This window comes from Bdellovibrio bacteriovorus (genome assembly GCF_002208115.1).
Lineage (GTDB): Bacteria > Bdellovibrionota > Bdellovibrionia > Bdellovibrionales > Bdellovibrionaceae > Bdellovibrio > Bdellovibrio bacteriovorus_C.
In genome coordinates, this window is the sequence record NZ_CP020946.1 from 1,430,399 (window position 1) to 1,456,054 (window position 25,656).

Annotated in this window: 25 protein-coding genes; 13 read left to right on the forward strand and 12 right to left on the reverse strand. The window is 51.1% G+C overall.

Features of this window, described 5'->3' with window-relative positions:
* Positions 1-9: 9 nt before the first annotated feature.
* Positions 10-2,838, reverse strand: coding sequence for a G8 domain-containing protein (locus tag B9G79_RS06880; protein WP_088564863.1), 2,829 nt, complete (start codon positions 2,836-2,838; stop codon positions 10-12).
* 282 nt (positions 2,839-3,120) lie between these two features.
* On the opposite strand from B9G79_RS06880, the gene B9G79_RS06885 reads away from it, so the two are divergent.
* Positions 3,121-3,390, forward strand: coding sequence for a hypothetical protein (locus tag B9G79_RS06885; RefSeq protein WP_088564864.1), 270 nt, complete (start codon positions 3,121-3,123; stop codon positions 3,388-3,390).
* 9 nt (positions 3,391-3,399) lie between these two features.
* Here B9G79_RS06885 and B9G79_RS06890 read toward each other — a convergent pair whose 3' ends face one another.
* Together B9G79_RS06890 and B9G79_RS06895 are read right to left on the reverse strand one after the other, a co-directional pair.
* Positions 3,400-4,128, reverse strand: coding sequence for a ComEC/Rec2 family competence protein (locus tag B9G79_RS06890; RefSeq protein ID WP_088564865.1), 729 nt, complete (start codon positions 4,126-4,128; stop codon positions 3,400-3,402).
* The gene (locus tag B9G79_RS06895) at positions 4,125-5,027 is read right to left on the reverse strand and encodes a ComEC/Rec2 family competence protein (RefSeq protein ID WP_088564866.1); all 903 of its coding nucleotides are present in this window, start codon (positions 5,025-5,027) and stop codon (positions 4,125-4,127) included. Before B9G79_RS06895 ends, B9G79_RS06890 begins: the two co-directional genes overlap by 4 nt.
* A gap of 331 nt (positions 5,028-5,358) precedes the next feature.
* Here B9G79_RS06895 and B9G79_RS06900 point away from each other — a divergent pair, with 331 nt between their 5' ends.
* Genes B9G79_RS06900 through B9G79_RS06910 form a run of 3 tightly spaced genes read left to right on the forward strand, consistent with a single transcriptional unit; the run spans position 5,359 to position 8,543 of the window.
* Positions 5,359-5,886: a tetratricopeptide repeat protein gene (locus B9G79_RS06900; protein WP_088564867.1), complete on the forward strand. Its 528-nt coding sequence runs from the start codon at positions 5,359-5,361 to the stop codon at positions 5,884-5,886.
* 27 nt (positions 5,887-5,913) lie between these two features.
* Entirely contained in the window at positions 5,914-7,551 is a 1,638-nt protein-coding gene (locus B9G79_RS06905) for a LysM peptidoglycan-binding domain-containing protein (RefSeq protein WP_232469238.1), read from the forward strand.
* Positions 7,552-7,595: 44 nt separating this feature from the next.
* The gene (locus B9G79_RS06910; protein ID WP_088564869.1) at positions 7,596-8,543 is read left to right on the forward strand and encodes a DNA-processing protein DprA; all 948 of its coding nucleotides are present in this window, start codon (positions 7,596-7,598) and stop codon (positions 8,541-8,543) included.
* Positions 8,544-8,715: 172 nt separating this feature from the next.
* Here the strand turns inward: B9G79_RS06910 and lptF are convergent, their stop codons facing one another.
* A complete protein-coding gene (gene lptF, locus B9G79_RS06915) occupies positions 8,716-9,819 on the reverse strand; it encodes an LPS export ABC transporter permease LptF (RefSeq protein ID WP_088564870.1) in 1,104 nt (367 codons plus the stop codon).
* A 159-nt stretch (positions 9,820-9,978) separates the two neighbouring features.
* Between lptF and B9G79_RS06920 the strand changes: the two genes are divergently transcribed.
* From B9G79_RS06920 to B9G79_RS06940, 5 genes are all read left to right on the forward strand, one after another.
* Positions 9,979-11,001 (forward strand): hypothetical protein, encoded by a 1,023-nt coding sequence (locus tag B9G79_RS06920; RefSeq protein WP_088564871.1) that lies wholly within the window; start codon positions 9,979-9,981, stop codon positions 10,999-11,001.
* Between the two features lie 70 nt (positions 11,002-11,071).
* Positions 11,072-11,398: a thioredoxin gene (trxA, locus tag B9G79_RS06925; RefSeq protein WP_011164878.1), complete on the forward strand. Its 327-nt coding sequence runs from the start codon at positions 11,072-11,074 to the stop codon at positions 11,396-11,398.
* A gap of 147 nt (positions 11,399-11,545) precedes the next feature.
* Positions 11,546-12,217, forward strand: a complete 672-nt coding sequence (locus B9G79_RS06930; RefSeq protein WP_232469239.1) for a hypothetical protein — start codon at positions 11,546-11,548, stop codon at positions 12,215-12,217.
* A gap of 134 nt (positions 12,218-12,351) precedes the next feature.
* Entirely contained in the window at positions 12,352-13,032 is a 681-nt protein-coding gene (locus B9G79_RS06935) for a hypothetical protein (RefSeq protein WP_232469240.1), read from the forward strand.
* Between the two features lie 30 nt (positions 13,033-13,062).
* The gene (locus B9G79_RS06940; protein ID WP_088564873.1) at positions 13,063-13,710 is read left to right on the forward strand and encodes an iron-containing redox enzyme family protein; all 648 of its coding nucleotides are present in this window, start codon (positions 13,063-13,065) and stop codon (positions 13,708-13,710) included.
* Between the two features lie 70 nt (positions 13,711-13,780).
* On the opposite strand, the gene B9G79_RS06945 is transcribed toward B9G79_RS06940, so the two are convergent.
* From B9G79_RS06945 to mreC, 6 genes are all read right to left on the reverse strand, one after another.
* Positions 13,781-14,341, reverse strand: a complete 561-nt coding sequence (locus B9G79_RS06945; RefSeq protein WP_088564874.1) for a hypothetical protein — start codon at positions 14,339-14,341, stop codon at positions 13,781-13,783.
* 192 nt (positions 14,342-14,533) lie between these two features.
* A complete protein-coding gene (locus tag B9G79_RS06950; protein WP_088564875.1) occupies positions 14,534-15,253 on the reverse strand; it encodes a lytic transglycosylase domain-containing protein in 720 nt (239 codons plus the stop codon).
* Between the two features lie 306 nt (positions 15,254-15,559).
* Complete coding sequence (gene rodA, locus B9G79_RS06955; RefSeq protein WP_088564876.1) at positions 15,560-16,684, reverse strand: rod shape-determining protein RodA; 1,125 nt, start codon at positions 16,682-16,684, stop codon at positions 15,560-15,562.
* 2 nt (positions 16,685-16,686) lie between these two features.
* Entirely contained in the window at positions 16,687-18,672 is a 1,986-nt protein-coding gene (gene mrdA, locus B9G79_RS06960; RefSeq protein WP_088564877.1) for a penicillin-binding protein 2, read from the reverse strand.
* A complete protein-coding gene (locus B9G79_RS06965) occupies positions 18,669-19,205 on the reverse strand; it encodes a hypothetical protein (RefSeq protein WP_015091519.1) in 537 nt (178 codons plus the stop codon). The genes mrdA and B9G79_RS06965 overlap by 4 nt, the downstream gene beginning before the upstream one ends.
* Complete coding sequence (gene mreC / locus B9G79_RS06970) at positions 19,202-20,146, reverse strand: rod shape-determining protein MreC (RefSeq protein ID WP_088564878.1); 945 nt, start codon at positions 20,144-20,146, stop codon at positions 19,202-19,204. Before mreC ends, B9G79_RS06965 begins: the two co-directional genes overlap by 4 nt.
* A gap of 137 nt (positions 20,147-20,283) precedes the next feature.
* Between mreC and B9G79_RS06975 the strand changes: the two genes are divergently transcribed.
* On the forward strand, positions 20,284-21,324 hold the full coding sequence (locus B9G79_RS06975) for a SurA N-terminal domain-containing protein (protein ID WP_088564879.1): 1,041 nt from the start codon (positions 20,284-20,286) through the stop codon (positions 21,322-21,324).
* A gap of 131 nt (positions 21,325-21,455) precedes the next feature.
* Positions 21,456-21,968 carry a hypothetical protein gene (locus B9G79_RS06980; RefSeq protein WP_232469308.1) on the forward strand — a complete coding sequence of 171 codons (513 nt, stop codon included), beginning with the start codon at positions 21,456-21,458 and terminating at the stop codon, positions 21,966-21,968.
* 1 nt (position 21,969) lies between these two features.
* Here B9G79_RS06980 and B9G79_RS06985 read toward each other — a convergent pair whose 3' ends face one another.
* Positions 21,970-22,731 (reverse strand): transporter substrate-binding domain-containing protein, encoded by a 762-nt coding sequence (locus B9G79_RS06985; protein ID WP_088564881.1) that lies wholly within the window; start codon positions 22,729-22,731, stop codon positions 21,970-21,972.
* 171 nt (positions 22,732-22,902) lie between these two features.
* Between B9G79_RS06985 and B9G79_RS06990 the strand changes: the two genes are divergently transcribed.
* A complete protein-coding gene (locus B9G79_RS06990) occupies positions 22,903-23,709 on the forward strand; it encodes a substrate-binding periplasmic protein (protein WP_157678751.1) in 807 nt (268 codons plus the stop codon).
* A gap of 139 nt (positions 23,710-23,848) precedes the next feature.
* Positions 23,849-24,928, forward strand: coding sequence for an endonuclease/exonuclease/phosphatase family protein (locus B9G79_RS06995; protein WP_088564883.1), 1,080 nt, complete (start codon positions 23,849-23,851; stop codon positions 24,926-24,928).
* Here the strand turns inward: B9G79_RS06995 and B9G79_RS07000 are convergent.
* Positions 24,925-25,641: a substrate-binding periplasmic protein gene (locus tag B9G79_RS07000; protein ID WP_088564884.1), complete on the reverse strand. Its 717-nt coding sequence runs from the start codon at positions 25,639-25,641 to the stop codon at positions 24,925-24,927. The two genes, B9G79_RS06995 and B9G79_RS07000, sit on opposite strands and share 4 nt — an antisense overlap.
* Positions 25,642-25,656: the final 15 nt, after the last annotated feature.

The following is a 25,656-nucleotide window of genomic DNA, read 5'->3' on the forward strand; positions in this document are numbered from 1 at the left end:
TTTGCCGGGTTATTGGCAAAGAATTTTTCCCATGCTTCCCTGGCCGATTTGGGCAACAGAAACTCCGGAAACATATGGGGCATTTCCGGTGGCTTTGTTCTTGATGTAAAGAATATTGCGGCTGCTGAAGTAAGCGCTGTCCTGGGCCTTGCGCAGTTCGGTCAAGGACGCAACGGCACGGCCTTGAGAGGTCTTGCAGTAAGTGCCCGGCAAATCATGGATGGCCACAACAGGACTGAGGGCGCCCTGATAAGCCGTCTTAAAGACCACCGTGATTTTTTCCAGATCCAGGTTTTCATTGTACTGAATTTTGTATTCGTAGTTGCCACCATAGATCATGTTCATCTTGTTCATAAAGTTATTGGTGGTCAAAACCACTCCATCACTGCGACCGGCAGCAAAAGCTGTGGTGGCCTTGGTCGGATTAAACAGATAGACGCTGCCCACCTGATATTTGCAAAGCATCGCACGCACGCTTTGGTCCTTGGGAGCAGAACAGCCCGCTGTATTGTTGAAGTCATGGGTCGGAACCAGAATAGTTTGCGCTGTGCCCGTCAAGCTGCCGTCCAGGTCGCGAATGCTGGCGGACTCAGTCCCACCCAAAGATGTCGGGCCGCTGACCGCATCAAAAACAATTTTGCGTGCGGGTTCCGGGAAAAAGCGCAGTTTCTGAGACACATTGGCAAAGCGTTCGGAAGCACCCACTGAACGGAACGGGGACGGCTTGATCACTGTGCTTCCATAAGGCACGTCAGTGAAGTTGATAAAGTCAATGCCGCTCAGATCCATAGGCCCATCATATATTCGGGCGCCCGTGAACATCGAGTTGTCCTTGAATTCGTCCGGCTGGTGGTTGCCACTGATTGCGATTACGGCACTGTCGCGTACGACGATATTGTAGGCCGCCCAGATATTTGAACGGTTGTCGGCCAGAATGGCTCCTACGAAGTTCATCGTCTGGGCGCGGGTGTACATGGCCGCCTCGACGCTTTTAAAAGCTTTCAGATTGCGGATCGTCGGCGTTGTTTTTGGCGCATAGTGAACAGTCACAATCAGGCGGTCATGAGGATTGCGGGGGTTGTTGGCAATTTTTCCGTCAGCCACGCCATCCCAGCTGAAGCCAACAGTGGTGGAGCGGGCGGTGTTGTTATCGAACTGGCGGGTGTTTTCCTGACGTGGGAACACGTTCGCTGGATTTTGGCTGTCCGGGAACACGCATCTGAAATTCACACAGGAAACACCACGGGCAAAGCTCATCCAATAGCCCGTGCCTTGAGAGCCTGCCGCCACGTTGTCTTTAAAGATGTTGTTCGGATTGGAAACCCAAAAGGTGGCCGGGCCCGGGAATCTGCCGGGGCTGCTGACGTCAATATCAGATTGCAGAATGTGTCTGTCGGTCAATGGGCGACGGGAAAGGATGCCCAGGTTTTTGCTGAAGGTGTTACCTACTTCATTGCCATCTTCCAGGAAGAAGCCGTGGCCATAGTGATCATAGCAGACGTTGTTTTCAACCACAGTGTTGTTCGTGGCGTGAACCGTGATGCAACGCTGGAACGAATGGTGAATACTGGAATTTTTGATGTACTGACCGGAGGCATCACCCACGCGGTGCCAGTGAAACGGATATCTGGCCATTTCGCCCATGCGGCCCATGTATGAAAACTCCACACCGTCAATATAGCCAAAGGCTGACGGCATGATCATCAGGTGAGCACCTTTGTAGTTCATGGCAGAGATATTGCCATCGGAAGTGATCTGAATATTGCGTGTCAGGTTGGCCACTTCTGCCCGTTCATCCACAGTCCAGGTGCGAGTGGGTGTTTTGTAGCTGTTATTTTGTCCGTTGTGGCGGAACTTAAGTGGTGCCGTCAATGTGATGCGGGTGCCTTGCACGGATTTGATTACGACGTCCTCTGCCTCCAGATAGCGATAGGCAGTCGGAGCAACAGCCAGGCGATCCCCGGCCTTCCAGCCGACATTCTCACTGACATAGAGGTCAGAAGTTCCCGCAGCGGCGGTCTTTGCAAGTTTCAGCCACTTTGCATTGATGCGGTTGCCGACCAGGCGGATGGTTCCGCCATTCATGGCCATGATATTGCGGTCACTGCAAGGAACCAGAACGCCGTCGCAATTTTCTTTAAGAAAGGTACCGCCTTTGATGGCGATTTTAAGCTGTCCTTGGAATGGTGTCATGGCTGTCCCGCACTGAAGCAAAGCTTCTGATCCGTGCACATGCAGGGAAGAGGCTTTCAATGTGAAGGTTCCGTTTGCAGGGCAGAACAGTCGGCCTTGCACGGTCAGGTTGCGCACGTTGATGTCGCGATCAATTTGCACTCGATAGCCGGACGGGATTAGCAGGTCGCCGGTAACAGAGCTGCCATCAGCATTGAGCATGAGCTGTGAAAGTCTTTGATCGACCGGGAACGTCGGAATGGAAAATCGCCCAGAGTTGCCAATCGTGCTGTTACGTCCGCCGGAAACAGAGATCCCGTGAACGAAAACGGGGCTGCCGGTATAGCGCAGGGCCAGGGCTTTGGGGATAACAGATTCAAAGCGATGGCCCGAATTTTTGGTGCCACAGATGGATTTCACTGCGGCTTCGGAAGATCTGCGGGCTGGGGAGGACTGAATGAAACGGGCGTTGGCGCTTCCTGCCGCAGCACCGGCGTAAAGATGCACGGAGATGGACTGATCTTGGGAAGTGTCGCAGGCCCAGCCCCGGACCACCACGGCTCCATCAGGTCGTTCTTTCACTGTATCAATATGACCTGTTACATCAGCCACCGCCGTTGAGACGGTCATGGTTGCCACAGTCAGACCAAGTTGGAATGTTTTCATTTTGTTGATCCCCCAGAGATGGATTTCTGCAAGGGCTGTACTTGGTGTTATAAAAACCAAAAGGCATTGGACACGGATTGCTGTCGAAGTTGAAAACTTTGATCAAAAGTTTCACAAGGCATTCGAGGGAGTGCATGGAGTCTCAATCCTCAGTTTGCTGCCGGGGAACATTGAATTTTGAGACTCTTTGCTTTCTTGCAGGTGTCTCAGTTTCCCGTGGTGATTCCGGTAAAAGCATTTCTAAGATTCTTCATTGGGTACAAACCCCATGGAGGATGAACAATGATCAAATGGATTCTTTTATTTACAGTGGCAATCAGTCTGTCTGCCTTTGCAGAGGAGCAAACTGATGATCAGGCCATGCACGAGGTGCAACTGATTCAGGAACTTCAAGAGGACTTTGTGGTTGAACCTATTTCGGGCGGCAGTCGCATTTCATGCCCTCGCGGCACCCAGCTTATCAACAAGTACTGCTGGGATCGCGCGAAGAATGTCTTCAATAAATGTGGAGTCATCTGTAAAAAGATCGGCGACGAACACTCCGGTCAGTAACAGACGGAATCATTTCGCCGTACGTTGTTCCAACCAAAGATTCCCCCAGTCTTCAGTTTTGAGCAGGGGGATCTTTTTCTGATGCAATCTTGCCACCACCGTTGGGTGAGGATGGCGATAGCGGGGCCAGCGGGCCGAGGCGATGCTCAGACGTAACTTTGGCAGTGAATCCAAGAGCTCTTCGGATGTGCTTGTCTTGCTGCCGTGGTGGCCCAACAACAGCACTTCAGCAGAGCTGATCCATGTGCGTGTTCTCCATATCAGCTCTTGTGATCTTGGAGAATCTCCGGGCAGCAGCACGGGGCCCGAGCGCAGGATGTGGCTTTCAGCATTGCTGTCTTTATTAAGTGCCGGAGTCCACACCGGCAGATCCTTTTGCAAACAAAGCGGCAGAGCGCGTATCAGCTTTTCTTTATAGCGCGAAGACTTCCCCAGCGGCGGCAAAGCCAGGCATAGTCCCTGAAGCTGTTTCAGTTGAAATGTCTTGGACAAAGCCCCGATATGATCCCAGTCCCAGTGGGACAGGAACACCTGATTTTCTTTGTCGGCGCAGGCAAAGTGAATGCGCTTCCACGGAAAGAATTCTCCACCCATGTCAAAGTGGCGACAGCGTAAGGCCGTGACCTCGCTGACCCATTGTCCCTGACCGACATTCCACACGACATAATAGTGGCCGCTCAAAGCGTGTTTCACGGGCGAGGCGCTGAAAAGAATCAACAGAAAGAAAAACAGACTCATCGTGAATCCCGGCCCTGCCATAAATGCAAACGCAAGAAATGCATGATCACCTGCCAAAACACGATCCACCACCACAGTGCGGCCACAGATGGGGGGCGGGTTTTGTGCATCACGATGGGCTCCGATAAAAACGCCAAGGTCTGGCGGAAAAATTCCATCACTGCGTCAAATACGAAAACGCCGGACGGTAAAAGAGTCACGAAGAACGCGAGCGGCAGCAGCGCATAGCTGACAACCGGGGCCAGCAGCAGATTATAAATCAGACTCAAAGGATGCAGACTGCCCAGTCCCCATAAAGGTGCGCTCATAAAGACAAAGATGCCGACTTGGGAAAGCAGCAGGCGGGGCAGGGGTGGCTTCACCCGCAGTAAACTTCCCCAGCACAGCGCCAAGGCGGCGCACCAGCTCATCAGCAGGGATAGGGAATCCCACCATGTCGGAAAAAGCGAGAGGGTGATTAGACCCGCTGCCAGCACCCCCAGATCGGGCGGCAGGTGCAGGCGAAAATGCTTCAGACTGTGGCGGGTGATCAGAGCTAAAAGTGCCCGCACTGCGGGTGGTTGCCAGCCCACGATCAGTGAATAAAAGCCCAGGAACAGGATTCTTACAAAGAGTGGAATTCGCAGAATGCTTAAGAGTTCATCAAGCAAAATCAGGTGAGATCCCGAAATAACAAAGATGTGAATCAGTGATGTGCGCTGCAGATTTTTTTGCAATTCGGCGTCTGTGATTTTTTCACCACAAAGAAGTGATGCTAAGGACTGCTGTTCTAGTGAATTCTTTGGCAGAAAATGAACACACTTTTCCTGAAATTTCTGTGACAGATGTGTTGTGTTTGTCAGCAAAACATCGGGAGCGGCAATGCTTAAGCAAAGGGCAAGGCTTAGAAGAATGATCATGGTTCTAAGCACTCATGGTTCTAAGCACTTAGCAATTTTCATAACGCAGTGGATTTCTAAAATAGTCTGTTATTGGGTCCGCGCGTCTTCGGGGGACGGATTTTAAGATCTGAAATTCGAGAGCATAATTACAGGGCATTAATACTATTAAAGCTAACAATATTATATATTTAACTGCTGCTTAAGATCCGTGCAAATCGCTGAAAGCCTTGAAAATAAATAGGTCTAAGGTCTAGCATTACAATAACTCAACATTTTATGTGGATAACTCCTGCTTGTTTGCACTTCTCAAGGCGTGTCATACTAGTAAAAGATCAAGAGGTGTCGATAGATGAAGCAACTTAGACTATTAGCAGCAACGGTCCTTTTAAGCCTGCCTTTGGCCTCGTTCGCCAAACCAGCCACCAGCAATGCAAAGAGCTCTTCGCGCGACCTGAGCCAGGAAGCTTTGCTTGTCGAACTGACGGGGAAAGACCTTTCGAAAGAAAGTGACATCGGTCTTTATGCTGAAATGGTAAGCGCCTATCAGAACAATGATGAAATCGCCTTTAAGAGCCGCCTGCAAAGCCTTCTGTCGCGCTATCCACAAAGCCCTTACGCCGACAATGCCTTGTTCGTAGCGGGTCGTATGGCCGTGGATAACGGTAATTACGCAGAAGCGATCAAGTACTTTGCGCAAATCGAAAAGCAATATCCGCGCAGCAACAAAGTCGCTGCAGCCAAATTTGCCAAAGCCATGACCTATAAAAAAATGAATCTGCCTGAGTTTTCTCGCAAAGCCCTGCTGGATGTCCGCTCCCGTTACCCGGGCAGCCCGGAATCTTTCCGTGCAGATGCTGAGTTGAAAATTCTGAAATAAAAAATCACGGCAAGGATGCAAAGAGTGATGAACAAGAAGTTCTCCGTAATGATGGCCCTGATCCTGACGGCAATGCTGGCACAGGCGCAAGACAACCCACCGGATGCGACCTGGGAGTCGGATCCACTTGACGTGCTGGAAAGCCAGCAGCAGGAAGTGGTTGAGCCGAGCGTGCCTGAGTTTAAGGAAATTGACGAGCCTGGTGCAGATGTCCCGGCACCTCCGGCTCCGGAGGTGGCAAGCCCTGAGCCAACAACAGAGGACGTCGCTCCATCCGCACCGGCCCCGGAAACCCAGACAATGGAAACCTTCAGTCCGGCACCGGGCACTGGCGCCGTGGGGTCTGAACCCGATTACGCGCGTGAGGCGGAATTCCATCGCATCTACAAAAACTACAATGAACAACCCACTTCCGTAGAGCTGTGGGAAAAAGCCGTCGGCAATCGCGAGGCGGAAATCTATCAGGTGCAGAAAGGCGACACGCTGTGGGGGATCTCCACAACGTTCTTCGGTGATCCGAATTTCTGGCCGAAAATTTGGTCTTTGAACAACGGCGCGGTTTTGAATCCGCACGAAATTGATCCGAAGATGAATATTCAGTTCTTCCCTGGAACGGCGGATGAAGCGCCGACTCTGGATCTGGCGGCGGCTGATACTGCGGGCAAAGCGGATGGCACTGTGGTGACGGACGTGAAGCCGGAAGCGGGAGCCAAGGGTGATGCCGTGGTGTTGCCGCGTGGAAAAAAACGTGCTCCGCTGCTGAAGAATCTTCCCAATAGTCTGCCATCCTATCGCATGGGCGCGATGAATGACCCGAAGGTGGAACTTCAGATTGAGCTGCCGAAAAACCAGTTCCCTATTGCTCCTGAGTATCTGGAATACTATCTGGCGGACGCTCCGGTTCAGGGGGTTGGTCGTGTGACGGCTACTGAAATGGATATGAAGACGGCTGGTGAGTTCCAGTACATCTATGTGCGCTTGGACAGCAATGGCGGCAAAGACTTTGTGGCCCAGAAAAACCTGACTATGGTGAAAGACCCTTTGGTGAAAGACCGTCAGGGGCAAATGGTCGAGCTGCAGGGTGAAATCGAAGTTCTGGAAAAAGTGAACGACCAGCAGAATATCTACCGCGCGATTGTGAAAAAAGCCATTCAGCCGGTGGACGTGGGCGCGATCCTGACGCCAGGAAAACTGCCGATGATTGATCCAACGCCGTCGGGGCTGGTGTCCGGCGTGGGGGCAAAAATCATGGGCGGGCAGTTCGATAAAAAGCGCAACATCTTTGGTAACAGCACTCTGGTGTTCCTGGATGGTGGTTCTGCTTCGGGGCTGCAGGAAGGCCAGACGCTGTCGGTGTTTGCGGATGAGCGTGTACGCAACAAGAAAAACGAAGCGGTGATGAATGACCGCGTGGTGGGCTCGGTGAAGATCGTGCGTGTGTCGCCAAACTTTGCCACCGCATACGTGATCAAAGCTTCCGACAACATCCTGGTGGGCGACTATGTCGGCAAGCCGGTGGTTCAGGCCATGCGTGAAGCTCCGGTGGTTGAAGCTCCGGCCAAGGTGGATGAGGATTTTGAAAAGGAATTTGAAGATGCACCGAGCACTCCGGCAGAAGCTCCGTCGCCGGATGGCGGACTGGATGATTCCGATCTTGATTTTTAAGACCCTTTCAAAAAGGCTCTGCAAATTGCAGGGCCTTTTTTCTTATGAACGATCTTTATTCCATTTCGCAAATTTTAAAAAGTCACCCGCTGTACGCCGTTGAGCGCGACGGGGTTCACGCCCTTTATCTTGAGCTGGCCCGTGCCGGAAGGCTTGCGGCCGATCAGGTGCTGGCCGAACTTCGCCCCCGGTTTCCGGATCTGGCCGACGCCCTGGTGAAAAACCATGAGCTGTTCAAAAAACACTGCGAGGAAAGTCTGCAACTGAAAATGCAGGGGGTGAACTTTGTCGTCTATGGCGAAGTGTTGTACCCGGAACTGTGCTATCAGATGGCGGATCCGCCGCTGACCCTGAGCTATCGTGGTTCGCCCGCGTGGTTGAATGCCAAAACCCTGTCGGTGGTGGGCAGTCGGGAGCCGGCGGCGGATTCCCTGTTGTGGATGGAAAAAGAGCTGGGAGCTTTTTGCGAGCAGGAAAGGCCTTGCATCATCAGCGGCGGTGCCCGCGGTGTCGATCAAAAGGCCCACAGTGTGGCTTTGCGCAAGTTCTGCCCGACGGTGGTGGTGCTGCCATCCGGTTTGGGTGAAGTTTATCCCGCCAACTTGAAAGAGTGGATGGGGCTTGTGATTGAGCAGGGTGGTTGTTTCTTAAGTGAATATGATCATCAGCAAAAAATGCACAAACATCTCTTCCATCATCGCAACCGCCTGATCGCCGCGTTGGGGCGGGCCAGTCTGCTGGTGGAAGCCCGTCGTCGCAGTGGAACGCTGATCACCGCCCATCAGGCCGCGCAGATCGGACGACCGGTTTGGGTGGTTCCAGGTCATCCTTTGGATCCGCATTTTCAAGGCGCTCTGGATTTGTTAATGGACGGTGCGCAGGCGGTTCGCGATGCCCAAGACTTGCTCATGTTTTTCCATTCGGAAAATGCTGGTGAACAAATATCACCAGCAGGGGTAGGTGAGACAGTTGAGTCGCAACACTACCTGTAGTGGGGTTGCTAAGTGACCAAAATGCTTGGGAAAAAAATGAAATGATCTAAAAAAACCTTTTGCAAGCTCTTGGTATTGCCCCTACCATTTGAAGTAAGGGAGGGGCGATGTGGTCAGGGACGACCGTGGTAGTAAGGATGCTACTGCATCGCTCTATTTTTCAAGCCCGATCTTAGTTCCAGTTTCTTCTTAAAGTTTCCACACCCAAAGCAGCAAAAAGAACGTTCGGTGTCCAGATCGCAAGCGCCGCTGGTAAAGCACCACTGCGTGCCGCACCTTCTGCAGCCACGTACAAAATCCAATAGAAGATGATGATCCCAATACAAAGAATCATGCCTCCGGCTTTGGCGGCACGGCGGTTGGTGGTTGTTCCCAAGCCCACGCCGATCATCGCAAAGACGATACAAAGTACCGAGATGGCCCAGCGTTTGTGATACTCGCTTTGCAGAGTGCGACGGACTTCTTTGTCTTTGATGTCCTCTTTCAGGCGGTTGCGGACTTCTTCCAAAGTCAAAGAGGGTGGTGACTTGGCTTTTTCCTCGATGTTCTGTGGTTCCGAGAAGCGCACATCATAGGTGTCAAAGCTGATTTTGGTATGGGTTTTGGCCTGACGGTGGATTTCACCCTGATTCAGTTGCAGCAAAATCTCATGTCCCGGACGTGTGGGATCCGGAACAATTTCGCCGGCCTTGGCAATGATGGTCAAAGGCACGTCGCCGTTTTTCTCGTCATAGATAAAAACTTTTTTCAGCAGACCCTTGTCGGTGTTGACCTCGTTGGCGTAAATGACCATGTCAAAGAAGCCTTCGGCAAAGGTGCCTTCCTTGATGATGGCAGCGGCCTTGGTGTTGGCCAGACGGGAATAAAGAACCTCGAACTGACGATTGCCCCAGGGCGCGATGTTGAAGGACATCTGCGCGGAAATAACACCCACCAAAGTGGCCAGAACCAGGGCGGGCAGCAGCAAAGTGCCCATTGGCAGGCCCGAGGCTTTCATGGCCACGATCTCAGAATCCTGGCTGAGACGTCCATAGGTCAATAGAACCGAGAACAGCAAAGCCATCGGGAACAGAATCGGCAGCATGGAGATAATGACGTAACCAATGATTTCAGCGATGGTTTTCATGGCCACGCCATGGACCAGGGCAAATTCGGTCAAACGCAGAACCTGGAACATCAAAATAATGGAGACGAACACCAGTAATCCCAAAATAAAACTCGGGAGCATCTCAAAGAAAATGTACTGCGCGGCTTTTTTTCCGTTAAAAATACTCAAATCTGGTCTCCGTTTTGGTCGCCCCTGGGTCTCAGTGTCAGTCGCCGGGGGCTCCGTGTGTTGAACCTATTCTAGAGCGCCTTGGGCCCAAGGTCATCGCGCCCATTGTCCAGAAGAAGCCTTATTGACCCATGACTCTGCTTATCTGACAATAGAACTATGAACAAGATTCTTTTGGTTTACGAGGATTATGCTGACTTGATGTCTGTTGAAGGCACTTTGAAAAAGGTGGGCTTTGATGTCATCGGTCTGTCCAGCGAATACGCTGTGGCTGAGCAAATGCTGGCATTCAATCCGGATCTTGTTGTCGGTGCGGGGAAGGGCGGTAAAGTCAGCTCGCTGGGCGTGGGGAAACGTCTGAAAGAAATGACCCGCTGGCAGGGAAAATCCGTGCTTATTTTCCCGGCAAACTTTAAGCCCAATCCTCAGGATCTGATTAAGATCCGCGTCGACATGGTGCTGGAGTCTCCGGTGGCGCCGGTGCGCCTGGTGCAAGTGATCGGTCGCATGCTCGGGCATGATGAGGCCGTGCTGCTGGAGCGCCTGAACAAAGCCATGCACGTGGAAAGCCCGCAAAAGTCCGGGACCACGGTGGCAGGGGGCGGAAAGTTTTCTCCGGAAGAAGAAGCGATCTTTATCAAGGGCTCCACGGAAGAAGTTGAAGCCAACAGCGATCCGTCTTTGCGCACGGAAAGAATTGATGAAAACTCTGAAGGCCAGCTTGTAACTGATGAAGAGCAAAGGGAAAAGCCAACCTTCCGCTTTGGTGATCGAATGGCGGCAGCAGATGCTGAGCGCGGTGCGGCAGCGGAGGCGGCATCGGATTTTCCGGATGTCGATCTGAAGGCATTTGAACGAGAGCTTTTGGGTGGCGGGGCACCAGAGGTTGAAAAAGTCGAAGTTCCACTGCCGGGGACAGGCCTGGGGAATGAAGAAGACGAGCAGGCCCAGTTGATTGCACGCGCTCAAGAGAACTTGAAAAACGCTGATAAAGCACTTCAAGAAAAGATGGCTAAGTATGCGAAGCTTGTGGAAGATGTGAAGGTCTCTCCGAATAGCACCGTGACTCGGGTTGAGGCGCGTCGACGCCAAAAGGCCCTGGAAGCTGACTGGGATAGTCAAAACATCAACGAACTCGATAAGTTGCGCCAAGAGTTCACCAAAGCCCTCTTTAAAAAGTAATTGATCCTCACCGGGCTTGACGATAAGGTTTCCGTGATCACATTGAGTGTAGATATTACGGAGGCCATTCATGGGCACATTTACTAAAGCAGTTACAGACACGTCTTTCGATGCAGAAGTTCTAAACTCTTCGACTCCAGTACTGGTAGATTTCTGGGCCGAGTGGTGTGGACCTTGCCGTGCTTTGGCTCCTAAGCTTGAAGAAGTTGCACAGGAGTTGGGTGCGAAAGTGAAAATCGTAAAAGTGAACGTGGATGAGAATCCAAGCGTTCCTGGCAAATACGGCATCCGCGGTATCCCTGCGATGTTGTTGTTCAAAGGCGGCAGCGAAGTGGGCCAATTGGTTGGCAACCACCCGAAAGACGCTATTCTTGAATTCCTGAACAAAAACGTTTAATCGCGTCCCTGTTTAGAATTATTAGAAGTAGGTAAAGAAGGCTCCCAATGGGGGCCTTTTTTTGTTTGAATTGGACAAGAGTCCGGCGTTTCACTATGATACTTCACAGAACCCCAAACAATGTTTGTTGGGCCGACCGAGGATATCATGTACCCAGGAATTTACGTTAAAGACAGTGAACACGAAGTTCTGAACGAAGAGTTCAAGACGATCACCATGGATATTTCCCTGATGCTGAAAGCTGAAGGTAAAACCGTGCGCCCGTATGTTCCGGGTCTTCCGTATTTTTCCCGTTTGCCTCTGGATAAGAAAAGAGACGCCGTTGAAAAAGTGCGCTTCTATCAGGAGCTGTGTCATTCCCAGTTGGCTGAAGGCTACAAAATCAACGACAGTCTTTCTTTCACCTGGAAGGCATTCCGTCGTCTGGGGCTGGTGCCAAGTTCTGATCTGTTCAATCATATTCAGAACGAGGATATCATCGAGATCTATTCCAAAGAACACGTTCAGTTGTTCCGCAATTTCAATTTCTTTGACTGCTGCTCTTACACTCTTGAAGAACTGAACACCTATGAGTGGTGGTCTTTGTTTGAAAGAGAAGAAGCCGTCACCCAGAAAATCATCGATGCCTGCAATCTGGTGTTCAATGGTGAAGTGGATGGCACATTTGTTCCGGATGTTCCTGTTCATCAACTGCGCGAAGCCCGTTCGGCAGAGCGTTTGACGATGAACTGCGAAATTCGCAGAATGGCTCCGGTTTACCGCAACAAGCGCCCGGACTGTGTGATCGTTCTTGAGAAAGTTGAAATGATCCGCAACTGATTTTTTTTGCAATGTGATTTTTTGAGAAACACAGCACACAAGTCACAGGTTCTCAGAATCAAACGTCTTAAATTAGTAAACACTATCAAGTTCACAACTGGAACATCCGAAACACTCTGCCGGAAGGAGAGTGTATGGGTAAGTTTCAGTATCACCTTTTCAATCCACGCGAGTTGAATCCCGAAACAGTAAAATTAAGCAACGACGTCTACGAAGTATGGAGGCGGGTCTATTCAGAGGTGCTGGGTAAAGTCGGCGAACCTTTGAATCCGGATGATTTTCATCGCAATGACATTGTTGTCTGCCTGACCGACAACGGAAAAGTTTTCGGTTTCCATTTGTACAGCGCCTTTGATCTGCGCTCGGACGCCCTTCGTGACCACCATTATATGAAAGCCTTTGATCAGGCGATTATCGACAAATTCAAAAGCCGTGGCATCAATACTTTGATGAGCATGGAGTACCTGACAGTGATTCCCGAATACCGTTCGCGCAATGCCGAGGTGAACTGGGCCGAAATCATCATCGCGCTGGGAAGCAAGGTGATGGAAGCTTCGCCATGGGACTGCTGGGTGGGCACAGCCCGCAAGGATCTGCACGTCCGGCGCAAAGCGGAAAAAAGCGGAACCGCCTATTTTGGCAGTGTGATGAAGATGAACTATGAGTGTGAAATCCTGATGACGGCAAAAGGGGAGGTTGTGCCTCTTCCGGATCCGAAGTCCAATGACCTGGTGGAAAGCCTGTGGGCCGATAAAAGATCCCACGTGACCTGTCTGCGTGAAGTTCGCAGAAACAATCTTAAAATTGCAGCTTAATGGTTTTATTAAACCTGAAAAGAGAGACACATGCCTAACAATAAGAACGTTAACGATGAACTGATGACCCTTCTGAGTTCCTCCAAAAAGCAGATCGAAGCTTTTCCGTGGGAGGACAAAAATGCCTATTCTGCCTGGGTGTCGCAGACATTCTATTTTGCCCGTCACACCACGCGGCTGCTGGCGATGGCTGGTGCGCGCACACCATTTGGAGCGCCCGAGTTTCATAATCGCTTCCTGGCTCACTGTGCAGAGGAAAAAGGGCACGACAAGCTGCTGGTGAATGATCTGAAAACTCTGGGAAGCAAAATGGAAGAGTGGCCGGAGATGCCAGGCACCTGCGCCCTTTATCAGACCCAGTACTATTATATCGAACATCATTCGCCGATGGCTTTCTTTGGTTACATTCTGGGGCTGGAGGCGCTGGCGGCGCACTTTGGTGATTACATGAATAAACGCATTGAAAAGGCCTGGGGGCCGAAAGCCGCACATTTCATCCGCGTGCATGCTGAAGAGGACGTGGGACATACGGAAGAGGCTCTGAGCAAGATCGCCTCGTTGCCACCAGATGATCAGGTGGTGGTGATGCAGAACCTGCGGCAGACCTTGAGCTATTATGAACAGATGCTGAACGAATGCCGCGAGATATCCCGGGCCCGGGGGCGCAACGCCGCTTAAAGCGCGCAGAAAACAAAAAAGCCGGAGGAACACTCCGGCTTTTTTTTATTAGAGAAGAGAGAAATCAGAACTATTTGAAGCGAGCGGCAACCACGTCACAGATATTACCCTGCATCAGGGAAGCGCCACGATAGATTGTCGCATCCAGAACTGTCGGGTCCTTCAGTGTCTGCTGACGAAGAGTTTCGCAGTCGGATTCGTAGTTTTTGCAGATGCCACCGCTGTTTTCGTTTTCACAAACCCAGTAAAGGCTCTTTACTTTTTCGCCCACGATTTTCACATCCGCGATTTCAGAGTGAAGCTCGATAGAGCATCTGATTTTGGCGTGACCATTCTGATCCAGATCGCCGGCAACCCAACTGAAGGTGAAGTTTTTGTATTTAAGGTCAATCGCGCGCTGGGAGCCGATCACACGCTGGCGCTGTTCCAGATTATCGAAGAACTTCTCACAACGGGAACCCAGCTCATCAACAGTGCCTTTGCGGGACCACTGCAAAACGCGTTTAGAGGGCTTTCCAGCGATGCAGGACGTGCCTTCCTCGTTACAGCCAATGCCAGTGTAATAAGGGGCTGCTTGGCCAATACTGCTTAATAGGAACAGGGCCACCAGGGCCGTCAGACTCTTTTTCATATGGTTTTCTCCTGATGGGAGGAAACCTTGCGATAACTGTTCCAATGCGAGAAACCATTAAATAGTGGTAGAAGCCGGTGGGCTGTCAGAAACGCAAAAAAGGGGACAATCTTTGGCAACCTTAGCAGCCTATGGATTGAACCCCTGGTGAGGCGCTCGCTGTTCGAATTTGCGAGCGGGAACAGGATTGTCTTACAGAGCAGCCACGGTGTGTGGATTCTTGGAATTGATGTTGGAATAAAGAACGCTGTAGTTCTTCATTACTCTTGAGTTGTACTCTGCCGGTTTCACGTTTTTAGCCAGCAGACGGCGCACATTTGTCGGACCCATGTTATAGGCACTGACATACTTCATCGCCTTCTTGTCGAACTTCGCACGCAGATAGTTCATGTAAGCCATGCCGATCTTGATGTTCGCAGACGGGCTTTGCAAAGTCTTTTTACCGTTGAAAGGCAGGTCAAATTTTTTCGCGATCCATTCCGCCGTGTCGGGTTTGATTTGCATCAGACCAATTTCGCCGTGACGGCCGACAACCAGGGGATTGAATTTGGATTCCGTCTTGATCACCGCAAGAACAAACACCGGATCCATACCGTATTTGGCGCTTTCAGAAATCACCGTGCGGGCAATGGCGCGTGCCTGGCCTTTGAACTTTGCCGGCAGGTGAGTTTGCACTTTGGAAAGAATGGCTTCGTTCAAAGCCTTTTGGCCTTCGATTTTCTGGGCGTCACTGCCTTTATAGCCGCCACCCAGCAGTTCTTTCGCGTGAGAAACACGTGAAGCTTCGTTCACGCTTTCCATCGCTGGCACCTCAGGGCGCTGCCACTGGGTGAAAGAGAAGTTGTTAAATAGAACCGACGTGAGCGATGCGGTGACAAAGGCGATTCCGATTTTGAGATGTTTCGTTTTCATATCCGCGTCCTCCTGTTACAGAGGTATAGTTCAAGGGCCATGCCGAGTGGCCAGGTGTGCGGAATCTTTCAGGTCTTGCTTTGAAGCACCTTTTAAACGGAATCAATTGAGTCTGGCAAAGGGGGGTGTCAATCAAAGTATGAACACTGTCTGATTAGTGGTTAGTCGATCTGGGATAAATTCTGAGAATGAGACAGTCACTGAGAGACAGGGCCGGGCTGTGCCCGGACTCAGGGGAATCATCAAAATAAAAAAAGCTCTGAAGGGGTGCTTCAGAGCTTTTTTGTTTCTTTGATTTTGGAATTTCTAGAACAGATATCTGCGGTAGGCGACGCTGGAAACCAATCCCAAGCCTGCCATGGTGGTCAGCATGCTGGAACCACCGTAAGACAGCAGTGGTAAAGGAACCCCTACGATCGGCAGCAGTCCAATCACCATTCCGATGTTCACAAACATGTGCCAGAAGATGTAACAAAGGACTCCCACGGTTAACAACGCTCCGAATTTGTCGCGGGCGTTCGAAGCGATACGGATTCCGGTGATGAACAGGAAGCAGAACAAACCCACCACGGCGATGGAGCCCACGAACCCGTGTTCTTCGCTAAGAACAGAATAAATAAAGTCCGTGTGACGTTCCGGCAGGAACTCCAGTTGGGACTGGGTGCCCTTCATAAAGCCTTTTCCGAAGAAGCGGCCGGAACCCACGGCGATTTTTGACTGGATGCTGTTGTAACCGGTGCCGCGTGGGTCACTGGTCGGGGACAGGAACGTCAAAACGCGGTTTTTCTGATAATCATGCAAAACGAATTTCCAGGCGATCGGAATCGCGATGATTCCCAGGGCGATGATCGTTGCCAGAATGGTTTTGCGGATTTTTGCAAAGATCAGCATGGATCCGCCGATCGCGGCCAGCATCATCGCGGTTCCCAAGTCCGGCTGCTCAACAACCAGACCAAACGGAATCAGAAGGGCTGTCAAAGGCAGCGCCAGTTCCTTCAGGCCCATGCCTGAGCCGTGGGTGCTGCGAGTGGCAAGGATCTTGGCCATCAGCATGATTAACGCCAGTTTCATGGTTTCAGAAGGCTGATAACGGAAGAAACCCAAATCAATCCAGCGCTGCGCCCCCAAGGCGACCTTACCGAAGAAGGTCACATACAAAATCGCGCCCAGATTCAGGACATAGGCAATCAGGGCAATTCTGGTGACGATGGAATAATCAACAATGGTCACAACCAAAAAAACCGTCCAGCCCACGATCAACCACATGATCTGGGAAATGAACAGGGATGCCACGTCCTGAGTGGTCGGGCCGTGGGTCGCACTCCAAAGATTGATCAGGCCGATCACATTCAGGGCCAGGATCACGATGATCAGATTGATGTCTAATTTTTTGAAGAGGGTTCTTTCTTCAACATGCAAAGAGGTAAACACTCTTATTCTCCTTCAACTTCCGGTCCGGCGGCCGGTGCTTGCGCACGTTTTCCACCGGTGGCTTTCAACGCCGCTTCGATCACTTCAGGGTGATATTTCATGAAATAAGCTTCAACAATGTCGCGAACAATCGGGGCCGCACCGGAGCTTCCGTGGCACGAGTGTTCTGCCAAAGCGGCGATGGTGATTTCCGGATTGTCTGCCGGAGCAAACGCAATGAACCAACCATGGTGACGCATGTGAATCGGACGGCTTTCGCACTTCGCATAGATCTGATCCGCCGAGAAGCCCATAACCTGTGCTGTCCCGGTTTTACCGGCCATTTGCACGCCCGGAACCTTGTAGCGCTTCGCAGTTCCGCGCTCGCCATTGGCCACACGGCGCATGCCCTCTTTGACGGTTTTAAACGTTTCTGCAGAGATCTTCACACCATTAGGCTGAGTCTGTTGCAGATCACGAACCACCTGAGGGAAGTTTTCGCGCAGGACTTTTCCGTCCTGGTCGATGATCTTGCGAAGCAGGAACGGTTTTACAACTTTACCCTCGGTGCCGATCGCATTGTAGGCAATCGCCATGGAAAGCGGAGTCACGTTCACGAAACCCTGACCGATCGCTGTGGAAAGGTTTTCCCCCGGCTGCCACTCTTCGCCGACAGTGGATTTTTTCCAAGCCGAGTTTGGCATGGTTCCGGAAACCTCACGCGCCAGCTCGATACCGGTTTTCTGACCGATGCCCAGCAGACTGATATAGTCGAACATTTTATCAACGCCCAACGCGATACCCATCTTATAGAAGAACACGTTGGAGGATCGTTCCAAAGCTTCAAACACCGTGATGTTACCGTGACCGCCTTTTAAGTGGTCATGATAAGGACGACGGCCGAAGTAGAACACACCCGGAGCCGACACAATCGTCGTCGGAGTGATCACTTTTTCCTGCAAAGCGGGAACTGCCACCAAAGGTTTGAAAGTCGAACCCGGGGCATTGTGATCCTGGATAACTTTGTTACGCAGAGGTTTGAACGGATCGTTGATCAGTTTGGACCAAGTCTGCGCGGAAATACCGGTGGAAAACTCATTCGGATCAAAGGACGGGGTGCTGACCCAGGCCAGGATTTCACCGTTGGTTCGCATCGCCACAACCGCACCGATGCGGTTTAAGCTCATGAAGGACTTAAAGGCGGCTTCCTGGATATCACGGTCAATCGTCAGAATCGCGTTGTTCCCGTGGACCGGGATCATGTCCTTGATCTGCTCACCGTAAATGTTTGGTGTCTGAGTTACCGTTTCACGCCCGTGGGCGTCGACCTGGATGAAGCTGACGCCGTCAGAACCACGGATGTCTCTTTCCAGGGTTTCTTCCAGACCTGATTTACCGATGATGTCACCCTGGTCAAACTTCAGTGCGCCTTTGTACAGGTCATTCAGTACCGGCAACTGACGCTTGGAAATCTCTCCGACGTAACCAAACAGTTGTGCGCCGTTGTCACGCAATGGATAGAAGCGCACGATGGATTCGCGGATCTCAAGGCCCGGAGTGTCCAGACGCATGCGTTTCAGACGGAAGACTTCTTCGCGGCTCAGGTTTTCTTTCAGACGGATCTGTGCAAACGGACCGTTTTGGCGGCGGCTTTTCTGAACCTTCAGAACCACTTTTTCCGGTTCCATGCCCAGAACCGGGCCGACAGTTTTCGCCAGCTCATCAAGGCTTTCGATGTACTGCGGGGACAGGATGGCCTCAAAGCCCGGCAGATTTTCCACCAGCACTTTGCCATCACGATCCAGCATCAGACCGCGCGGAGCGGTGATTTTGTTTTGTTTGATACGGTTTTTTTCCGAGAACTCGCGCAGCTCATTACCAGAAATGATCTGCAGATACCACAGACGCATCGTGAAGATGGTCAGGGCAAAGCCGATGGCGATATAAAAGATCTTGTACCGGCCCAGGTACTCTTTTGCCTCGTCCGGATTACTGACGTATGTACTCATAGCTCCAATCCTCCGGGCTCATGAACCAGCTCGTCCTGAGTGACCTTGTCGATCTTGGCCAGCAGCCAGTACATCGGGAATGCAAAGGAGGGAGTCAGGATGATTTGTACAAGGCGATCGACAATCTCAAAGCTCGCAGGGTTTTTCTCCAGCACCATGGATCCAAAGAAATAGATCAGGTGATAGGCCACGGCAGAGAATGCACACATAATCGTATAATATCCTGAGCCGGACCAAAAGACGCGACTCTTGATAGTATAGACCAAGGTAAAGAGAATAATGAGGCTGATCCACATCATCTTCAGCGGCATCGCGGTGAATGTGAGCAAAATGAAGCCCATGGCGTAAATCGTGAAGATGGCCGGGAACGGTTTACGATAAAGGATCATATATACAACCAGATTCAGCCACAGCAGCGGGGAAGGAACATTCCCGAAAAGCTGGAACCAGAAGGTTGTCTGGAATCCCGCCAGCAGCATCAGCACTGCCAGGAAAACCAGGAAATTCAAAAGGGCATTCCAGCGGATTTTCACTGTCTGTTCTCCTGAGGTTTAGGAGTCGCCGCCGGCTTGGCTGCCGGAGTCGCCGCCGGCTTCACAGCCGGAGTCGCGGCGGGCGCAGCGCCTTCCGCCGTGGTTTCGGTTGTCGCAGTTGCAGATGCAGGCGCGAACTTGTCGCCGAAATCCTCATTGTTACCCTGAAGCACGACAAAGACCTCTTCCACTTTGTAAGGGTCCACCACCGGGCGCAGGTCGACTTTCAAGGATACGCTGAAAGTTTTCTTTTCCACGGAATCGACCACGGCCACCGGGAACCCTTTAGGGAAGATGTTGTCAAGGCCGCCGGTCACAACCAGGTCGCCTTCCTGAACGTCTTCGGTTCTTTCCACGTATTTCAGTTGCAGAGTGCTGCTGTACTGGGATTTACCCTCGACAATCCCGTGGGCACGGGTTCTTTGCACGATACCATCCACCACCGCATAGCGGTCGGTGATCAGCATCACATGCGAAGTGAAGGTGTCCGGTTTAAAGATGTAACCCAGAACCCCGCCCGTGGTGATCACGGCCTGGCCGGCTTTCAGGCCGTCTTGAGTTCCCTTGTTGATCGTGATGGTGTTGTGATCAATCACCAGGTCGCGGCCGATGACTTGCGCTGCCATCAGGGACATTTTGGTTTGTTCTTTGAACGTCAAAAGACCGCGCAGGCGGTCGTTTTCAATCAGCAACTCGTTCATTTTTTCCAGGCGCGCCTGAAGTTCATTGTTGGTGCTGGCCAGTTGTTCGCTGTGCTTCTTGATGTTGATAAGATCAAGATACATGGCGGTGGTGCCTTTGACGCCGGAGCTGAAGCCATAGAAGGATTCAGAAACCGCGCTGCCCAGAAGGCTGAAGGGTTTTGCCAGCCAGTTGGACTCTTGCGGGCGCTGCTGCATGTTGATGGAAATCAGTGGCAGAGCCAGGACAATCCCGATCATCACAAGTTTGCTGTATTAATATTTCTCAACGCTAGTAAAAACCGCTAAGGAATACAACAATTTCCCCTTGAATATTTATAAAATTCGTAAGGTAATGAAGCGGTTTGTTTGATAGCTTGATTAAGGAAGGAAAAGTTATGAGCGATAATATGGCAGAAAAGATGAAGCGAGGAATCAACGCGAAGAGCGTGACGGCGATGGTTATTTTCGGTGCCATCATTATGGTTTTCGTCTTCTTCGGGATGCCCGAAAGAATGGGTGCGGGCGTTGGCTCCGTGGCTCGCGTGAACAACACTCTGATTTCTCTGGCGGACTTCCAAAATGAAGAAAACCGCATCCAGCAGTACTACCAAAACCTGTTCGGAACCCAGATGGACTTTAGCTCTCAGCGTCAACTTCTGCGCCAGCAAGCGCTGGAGAATCTGGTGCGCATGGAACTTGTGTCCCAGGCTGCTCAAAAGAACGGCATTTTGGCGACAGACGCGGAAGTTCGCGACTATATCGTGAAAGACATCCCGTTCCTTCAGCAAAACGGCATGTTCCAGAAAGAATACTACATGCGTTTTATCGAGCAAACGCGCACCACTCCGGCTAACTTTGAAGATAGAATCCGTAAAGACATCTCTAACGTTCGCACTCGTGCTTTGTTCGAACTGGCGACTCAACCAACAGCGGTGGAACTGAAAAAGATTCAGGATCTGCGCGCGGCAAAGATCAATGTTCTTTTCGTGAAAATCGACTCTGAAGCTGCGACCAAGGCTATGACCAAGGAAAAAGCCGACGCAGCTATCAAAGCTTTGGATGAGGCTTTGGTAAAAGGCGACGAAGCCGCAGTTAACGCACAACTGAAAGAGCTGAAAGCGACCTGGGAAGAAACCGGTTTGGTTGAACTGGGTTCTGAGACTTTCCCGAAAATCACCAGCTCGGTGGCTACGGAAGCGGTCTTTGAGCTGAGCAAAACAGAGCCTTTGCTGAAGCGCCTGGTTCGTGACGGCAACAGCAAATACGTTTTGAAACTGAAAGAAAGCAAAATTGAAGAAGTCAAAACCGCTCTGGAGCCAATGTCTGCAGAGATGATGCAAAAACGCCGTGGCGACGGTATGTTTGAGGCGTGGATCAATATGTTCCGTTCCAAGTCCCACGTGACTATGAACACTCAAGTTCTGCAGTTGAACTAATGCTTCAATTTGTCAGAGAGATTCCCATTCGAATCACGTTAAAAGGAGCCCTGTCATCACGACGGGGTTTTCTTTTTCATCTGGCTGCCGGGTTTTCCCCGAAGAGCGGACGCATTGATCCCTTGTCCGGGATGACTGTGAACCTGATGGACGTGGATCAGTGGCTGGGGGCTTTGAAGGCCGAGCTGGAGCGGGATTTGTTCGTTTCCAAAAGCGCCAGCTTGAATCACGCTTTGGCGGAAGTGATGGCGGTGGCCCGCCTGAAGCTTGCGGAAAATGCCGAGCCGGCAGACGCAGTGCTAACCAGCCTGACATTCCGTGAAGAGCGAGGATGGAGTTTCCAGTGGAACTCGCAGCAATCCCCGGAACAGCAGCGTTTCGTTTATTCCCATTTCCTGGAACTGGTGCCTCAAGGGCAGGGCAGTCAGCTTCTGCGCCTTGATTTTGTCTGGTGCCGGTTCTTTGACTGCGAAGCAGACTATCAGCACGAAGGCTTCCGTCTGTTGAAGGGCCTGTCGTTGTCGGGGCTGGAGGATGTTCTGGCTCAGGCAGCGTCCCTGAAAGGCCATAAACTTTCCTCCGGCAGCAGTCTTGAATCCATCCGTGTCAATGTGTTGGCGGAAGGCGTTTGTCTGAGCGTTTAAGTTAATCAGTTAAGTGAGTTTTAAAATAGAGTTCCACCAGACGGTGGAACTCTTCTTTTTGAATAAGTCGGTTGAAAGTCTCAAGGTGTTCTTTGCCCTTGCCGCTGTTTTTGAAGGCGACGCCGTATTCGTCCATGCGAATGATTTTGCCATTCATCTGAAGTTCATTCTGATAGGGGCGAAGGTTGGGGCTGCTTTTCATTAGATATTCAAACATGGTGGCGTCGATAAACGCCAGGTCCACACGTTTCTTGGCAAGTTTCAGCAAATTCTGCTCATCGCTGGAAACATTTTCGATATGGAACTTTTTCTTTTTCTGGGCTGGCACCAGGACTCGGGACAATTCATAACCCATCACATTGCCGATCTTATAGGGCAAAAGATCCTCGGGCTGATTCCAGATGATGGGCTTGTCTTTGCGTTCAGCAAAGCCCCAGGGGGTGACGTACATGATTTTGGAAAGCACATAGCCGGAAGCGATGTTTTCCTGGGCGGCGGGAAAAAATCCGGACACGTCGTCTTTCTGCAGAGCCTGAATTTTAGCCCGCAGGTAAGGGGTGAAAGTGACCTTTAGGTCATAGCCGTTCTTTTTATAGATCTGGCGAAGGGCATAGACCGCCGCACCTTGTTCCGGCAGCGAGTTGCTCATAAAGGGCGGCGCTTCCATGGTGAGCAGATGAATGACTGTGCTGGCTTTGGCAGCAAGACTTTGCTGTGACCATGCACAGGCAGTTAAAAGTAAAAACAGAAGCTTGTGAACCAATGCGACCTCAGTAAGCTCCTGTTGTAAGAGATGCGGGCTCAGAAGACCAATTACCAAAACGCAATAGGAACAATCCTCATAGTTAATGATTTATTTTCCGGTGTTGGGGTTTTAGCGCATCATTGCTTTGCCTTAATGAAAATCAGTGGGAAAGAAACCGATAATAAAGGCATGAGATGGATCGTTCTGGCAGCTCTTTTGATGACCCCTCCAGCCTGGTCTAAAACTGTGAAGCTGAGCACAGATGACGGCTATGCACCCTATACCGGACAGAAGCTGTCACGGGGTGGTATGGTGACAGAGATTGTGCAGGAAGTGGTTTCCGGCATGGGGCATTCGATGGATCTTACCTGGTTGCCGTGGCGGCGCGGTTTTGAAAAGGCCCGACAGGCGCAGTTCGATGGCCTGTTTCCCTATTTGAAAACGAACGATCGTGAAAAAGAATTCCTTTTTTCTGAACCTCTTTATGAGGTCCGCAATACGGTGTTTGCCGCAAAAGGGGAAAGCGGTTTCTATTCCAGTCTGGAAAGTCTGCACGGAAAAACCTACTGCCTGCCCTTGGGATGGGTTCCGGCGACTCCTGAACTGGCGGAGATGGTTCAGAAAAAACACGTGAAAGTGTTTGAAGTCTTAAACACTGCGACCTGTGCAAAGATGGTCAACAGTGGGCGGGCAGATTTCTTTGTCACCGATGATGCTCAAGGTGAAGCGGCTTTGCGGGAAACCGGGCTTGTTGAAAAAGTCAGCTTGATTCCGCATCTGCTGCCGAAAACGCAGTTGTATTTTATTGTCAGTCGCAGTCATCCAAACGGCGTGGAGCTGGTGAAGAAGTTCAACCAGTCCTTAAGCGATCTGAAAAAGTCCGGAACCTATGAGAAGATTGTTCTGCGCCATCTTCGCAGCGAAGGGGCTGCCACCGGAGAGTTCCCCCGCAACAGTAAAAAAAATCCTGTGAAAAAGTCCTATTCCGCGCTTTAATGCCGCGCTCGGGTTCAGTGTCGATATCTTTGACAGTCCGGGGGCTGCGGCCTTCAATATAAAGCTTCCTCGGCTTTGCACGACTCTTGAAATATCAGTTCCCGGATGCCCTGAATTTTTAGGCGGCGAGGACTTCTTTATGAAACTTAAAGCATGGCTATTGGGTGGTGCTCTTCTGATGTCGGCTCAGGCCTTTGCTGAGCAGTATTGGGTTCCTGACAATCGACCGCCAAGATTCTGCCTGCAGAATTTCAATGCATATGGTCCGGTGTACGCCAAGGGCATCGAAGAGCGCACGGGGCGCATGACGGCTCTTTTACAGGGCATTCCCAAGTGTGACGTGGTCCACTTGCAGGAAGTCTGGAATGATTCGCAAATCAATCAAATCGAAAATGACCTGAAAAGACAATACAGCATCAGTGCACCCAATAAAACCGAACGTATCGGGGTGATGTCTTTGTTTATGGGTGATGTGAAGGGCACGGAAACCCACTCTTTTGCCGTGAACAATGAAGGCGGTGTGCTGGATACGGTCCGTGAGGCCTTGAATGTGAAAAAAGCCTTCCACGTTGTTAAATCCGGATTCTTCGGTATCGACGAGGACTTTTATTTTATCAACACCCATTTGCACCCGACATCCGAAGCCGTGCGCCTGACCCAGGTTCTGGATCTGTTGCGCTGGCGCATGGAACATCAGGATCTGAAGATGCTTTTGTCTGGTGATTTTAACGCCAATGTCGACAGTGTTGAGCGCGGTTTTGTGATGGCGACTCTGGCCACGCGTGATGCGATGGAAGACGCCATGGGTGGATACCCTAAAAAAGGCTATTGCACTTACTGTGCAAGAAACCCGCTGGGCTGGCTGTTCAGTGATCAGGTTTTTGACTACATCTTCTATTCTAATGTTGGCGCTTCAGGCACGACCCTTCAGGTTGTGGACGGGCAGGTGAATATGCAGGGGACACCACGTCGTCCTTTGTCGGATCACTATGGTGTGCGGGTGCAGTTCTCGGTGGATCCGAAAACCTCTGAAACCAATGCGCTGGGGCTGGAGCTTCGCCGTTCCTATGCTTTGGATAACTTTGCCAAGGCTGAAAAAATCCTGGCGGCGGCCAAAGAGCCCGAGTTCAAGCCTTATCTTCAGGCTTTGCGCAAAATGACAGAACAACTGCAGGCCAAGTCGGGCGCGTTCTGGAATTACTTCTCAAGTTTCCGTTAATTCAAGGCGGACTTTGCCGGTGGCAGTTTCGAAATGCGCGCATTGATCTTGTCCAGATCGCGCGCCAGCTTGGATTTGTGTGAAATTCCAAAAACTCCGAATTCTTCAACAATAGGCGGACCAATGCGTTTGAAGGTCTTCAGCGGAATGCCTTCGCTTTTGGCGTAAAATTCCAGAACTTGAGTGTTGCAGATAAACAGGCTGATATCGCCGGACAAAAGCTTGCGCATGCCCTGAATCACGTCCTGCACTTCGACTTTTTTCGCCAGAGGGGATTTCAAGTAACTTCCGAAGGGCTCGGCGTATTCATAACCCAGAACATACCCCAGATTGTGATTGCGCAGTTCTTCTGTGGTCTTCCAGTTCAGTTGACTCAGGTACTGGCTGGAGGCCAGGGTCCATACGGCCTCTTCGGACGGAAAGACCTTCTTGGTGAACAGCAGATAGTCCTTTTTGGGATCGATTTGCATCGGACCGATGATGTCAACGCTGCCTTGTTCGGCGGCTTTCAGCGCGCGCTTCCAGGGAATAATGCGGATATCGAGGTCTTTGCGGGGAATGTCCAGAATTTTTTCCAGGGCATCCACAGCCGTGCCCTTGGCTTCGCCATTTTGTTCATAGATGAACGGCGGATAGGGATCTGAGGCAAAGATGATTTTCTTAGCCTCAGCCCAGGGGGAAAAAAGAAATAAAACCAGCAGTAAAAACGGCATTGGATTTCCCTTTTC

Excerpts from the sequence above, each read along its gene's own strand:
- B9G79_RS06880 (WP_088564863.1), bottom strand. The coding sequence starts at position 2,838 with ATGAAAACATTCCAACTTGGTCTGACTGTGGCAACCATGACCGTCTCA.
- B9G79_RS06885 (WP_088564864.1), top strand. The coding sequence starts at position 3,121 with ATGATCAAATGGATTCTTTTATTTACAGTGGCAATCAGTCTGTCTGCC.
- B9G79_RS06890 (WP_088564865.1), bottom strand. The coding sequence starts at position 4,128 with ATGAGTCTGTTTTTCTTTCTGTTGATTCTTTTCAGCGCCTCGCCCGTG.
- B9G79_RS06895 (WP_088564866.1), bottom strand. The coding sequence starts at position 5,027 with ATGATCATTCTTCTAAGCCTTGCCCTTTGCTTAAGCATTGCCGCTCCC.
- B9G79_RS06900 (WP_088564867.1), top strand. The coding sequence starts at position 5,359 with ATGAAGCAACTTAGACTATTAGCAGCAACGGTCCTTTTAAGCCTGCCT.
- B9G79_RS06905 (WP_232469238.1), top strand. The coding sequence starts at position 5,914 with ATGAACAAGAAGTTCTCCGTAATGATGGCCCTGATCCTGACGGCAATG.
- B9G79_RS06910 (WP_088564869.1), top strand. The coding sequence starts at position 7,596 with ATGAACGATCTTTATTCCATTTCGCAAATTTTAAAAAGTCACCCGCTG.
- B9G79_RS06920 (WP_088564871.1), top strand. The coding sequence starts at position 9,979 with ATGAACAAGATTCTTTTGGTTTACGAGGATTATGCTGACTTGATGTCT.
- trxA (WP_011164878.1), top strand. The coding sequence starts at position 11,072 with ATGGGCACATTTACTAAAGCAGTTACAGACACGTCTTTCGATGCAGAA.
- B9G79_RS06930 (WP_232469239.1), top strand. The coding sequence starts at position 11,546 with ATGTACCCAGGAATTTACGTTAAAGACAGTGAACACGAAGTTCTGAAC.
- B9G79_RS06935 (WP_232469240.1), top strand. The coding sequence starts at position 12,352 with ATGGGTAAGTTTCAGTATCACCTTTTCAATCCACGCGAGTTGAATCCC.
- B9G79_RS06940 (WP_088564873.1), top strand. The coding sequence starts at position 13,063 with ATGCCTAACAATAAGAACGTTAACGATGAACTGATGACCCTTCTGAGT.
- B9G79_RS06945 (WP_088564874.1), bottom strand. The coding sequence starts at position 14,341 with ATGAAAAAGAGTCTGACGGCCCTGGTGGCCCTGTTCCTATTAAGCAGT.
- B9G79_RS06950 (WP_088564875.1), bottom strand. The coding sequence starts at position 15,253 with ATGAAAACGAAACATCTCAAAATCGGAATCGCCTTTGTCACCGCATCG.
- mrdA (WP_088564877.1), bottom strand. The coding sequence starts at position 18,672 with ATGAGTACATACGTCAGTAATCCGGACGAGGCAAAAGAGTACCTGGGC.
- mreC (WP_088564878.1), bottom strand. The coding sequence starts at position 20,146 with ATGATCGGGATTGTCCTGGCTCTGCCACTGATTTCCATCAACATGCAG.
- B9G79_RS06975 (WP_088564879.1), top strand. The coding sequence starts at position 20,284 with ATGAGCGATAATATGGCAGAAAAGATGAAGCGAGGAATCAACGCGAAG.
- B9G79_RS06980 (WP_232469308.1), top strand. The coding sequence starts at position 21,456 with ATGACTGTGAACCTGATGGACGTGGATCAGTGGCTGGGGGCTTTGAAG.
- B9G79_RS06990 (WP_157678751.1), top strand. The coding sequence starts at position 22,903 with ATGAGATGGATCGTTCTGGCAGCTCTTTTGATGACCCCTCCAGCCTGG.
- B9G79_RS06995 (WP_088564883.1), top strand. The coding sequence starts at position 23,849 with ATGAAACTTAAAGCATGGCTATTGGGTGGTGCTCTTCTGATGTCGGCT.
- B9G79_RS07000 (WP_088564884.1), bottom strand. The coding sequence starts at position 25,641 with ATGCCGTTTTTACTGCTGGTTTTATTTCTTTTTTCCCCCTGGGCTGAG.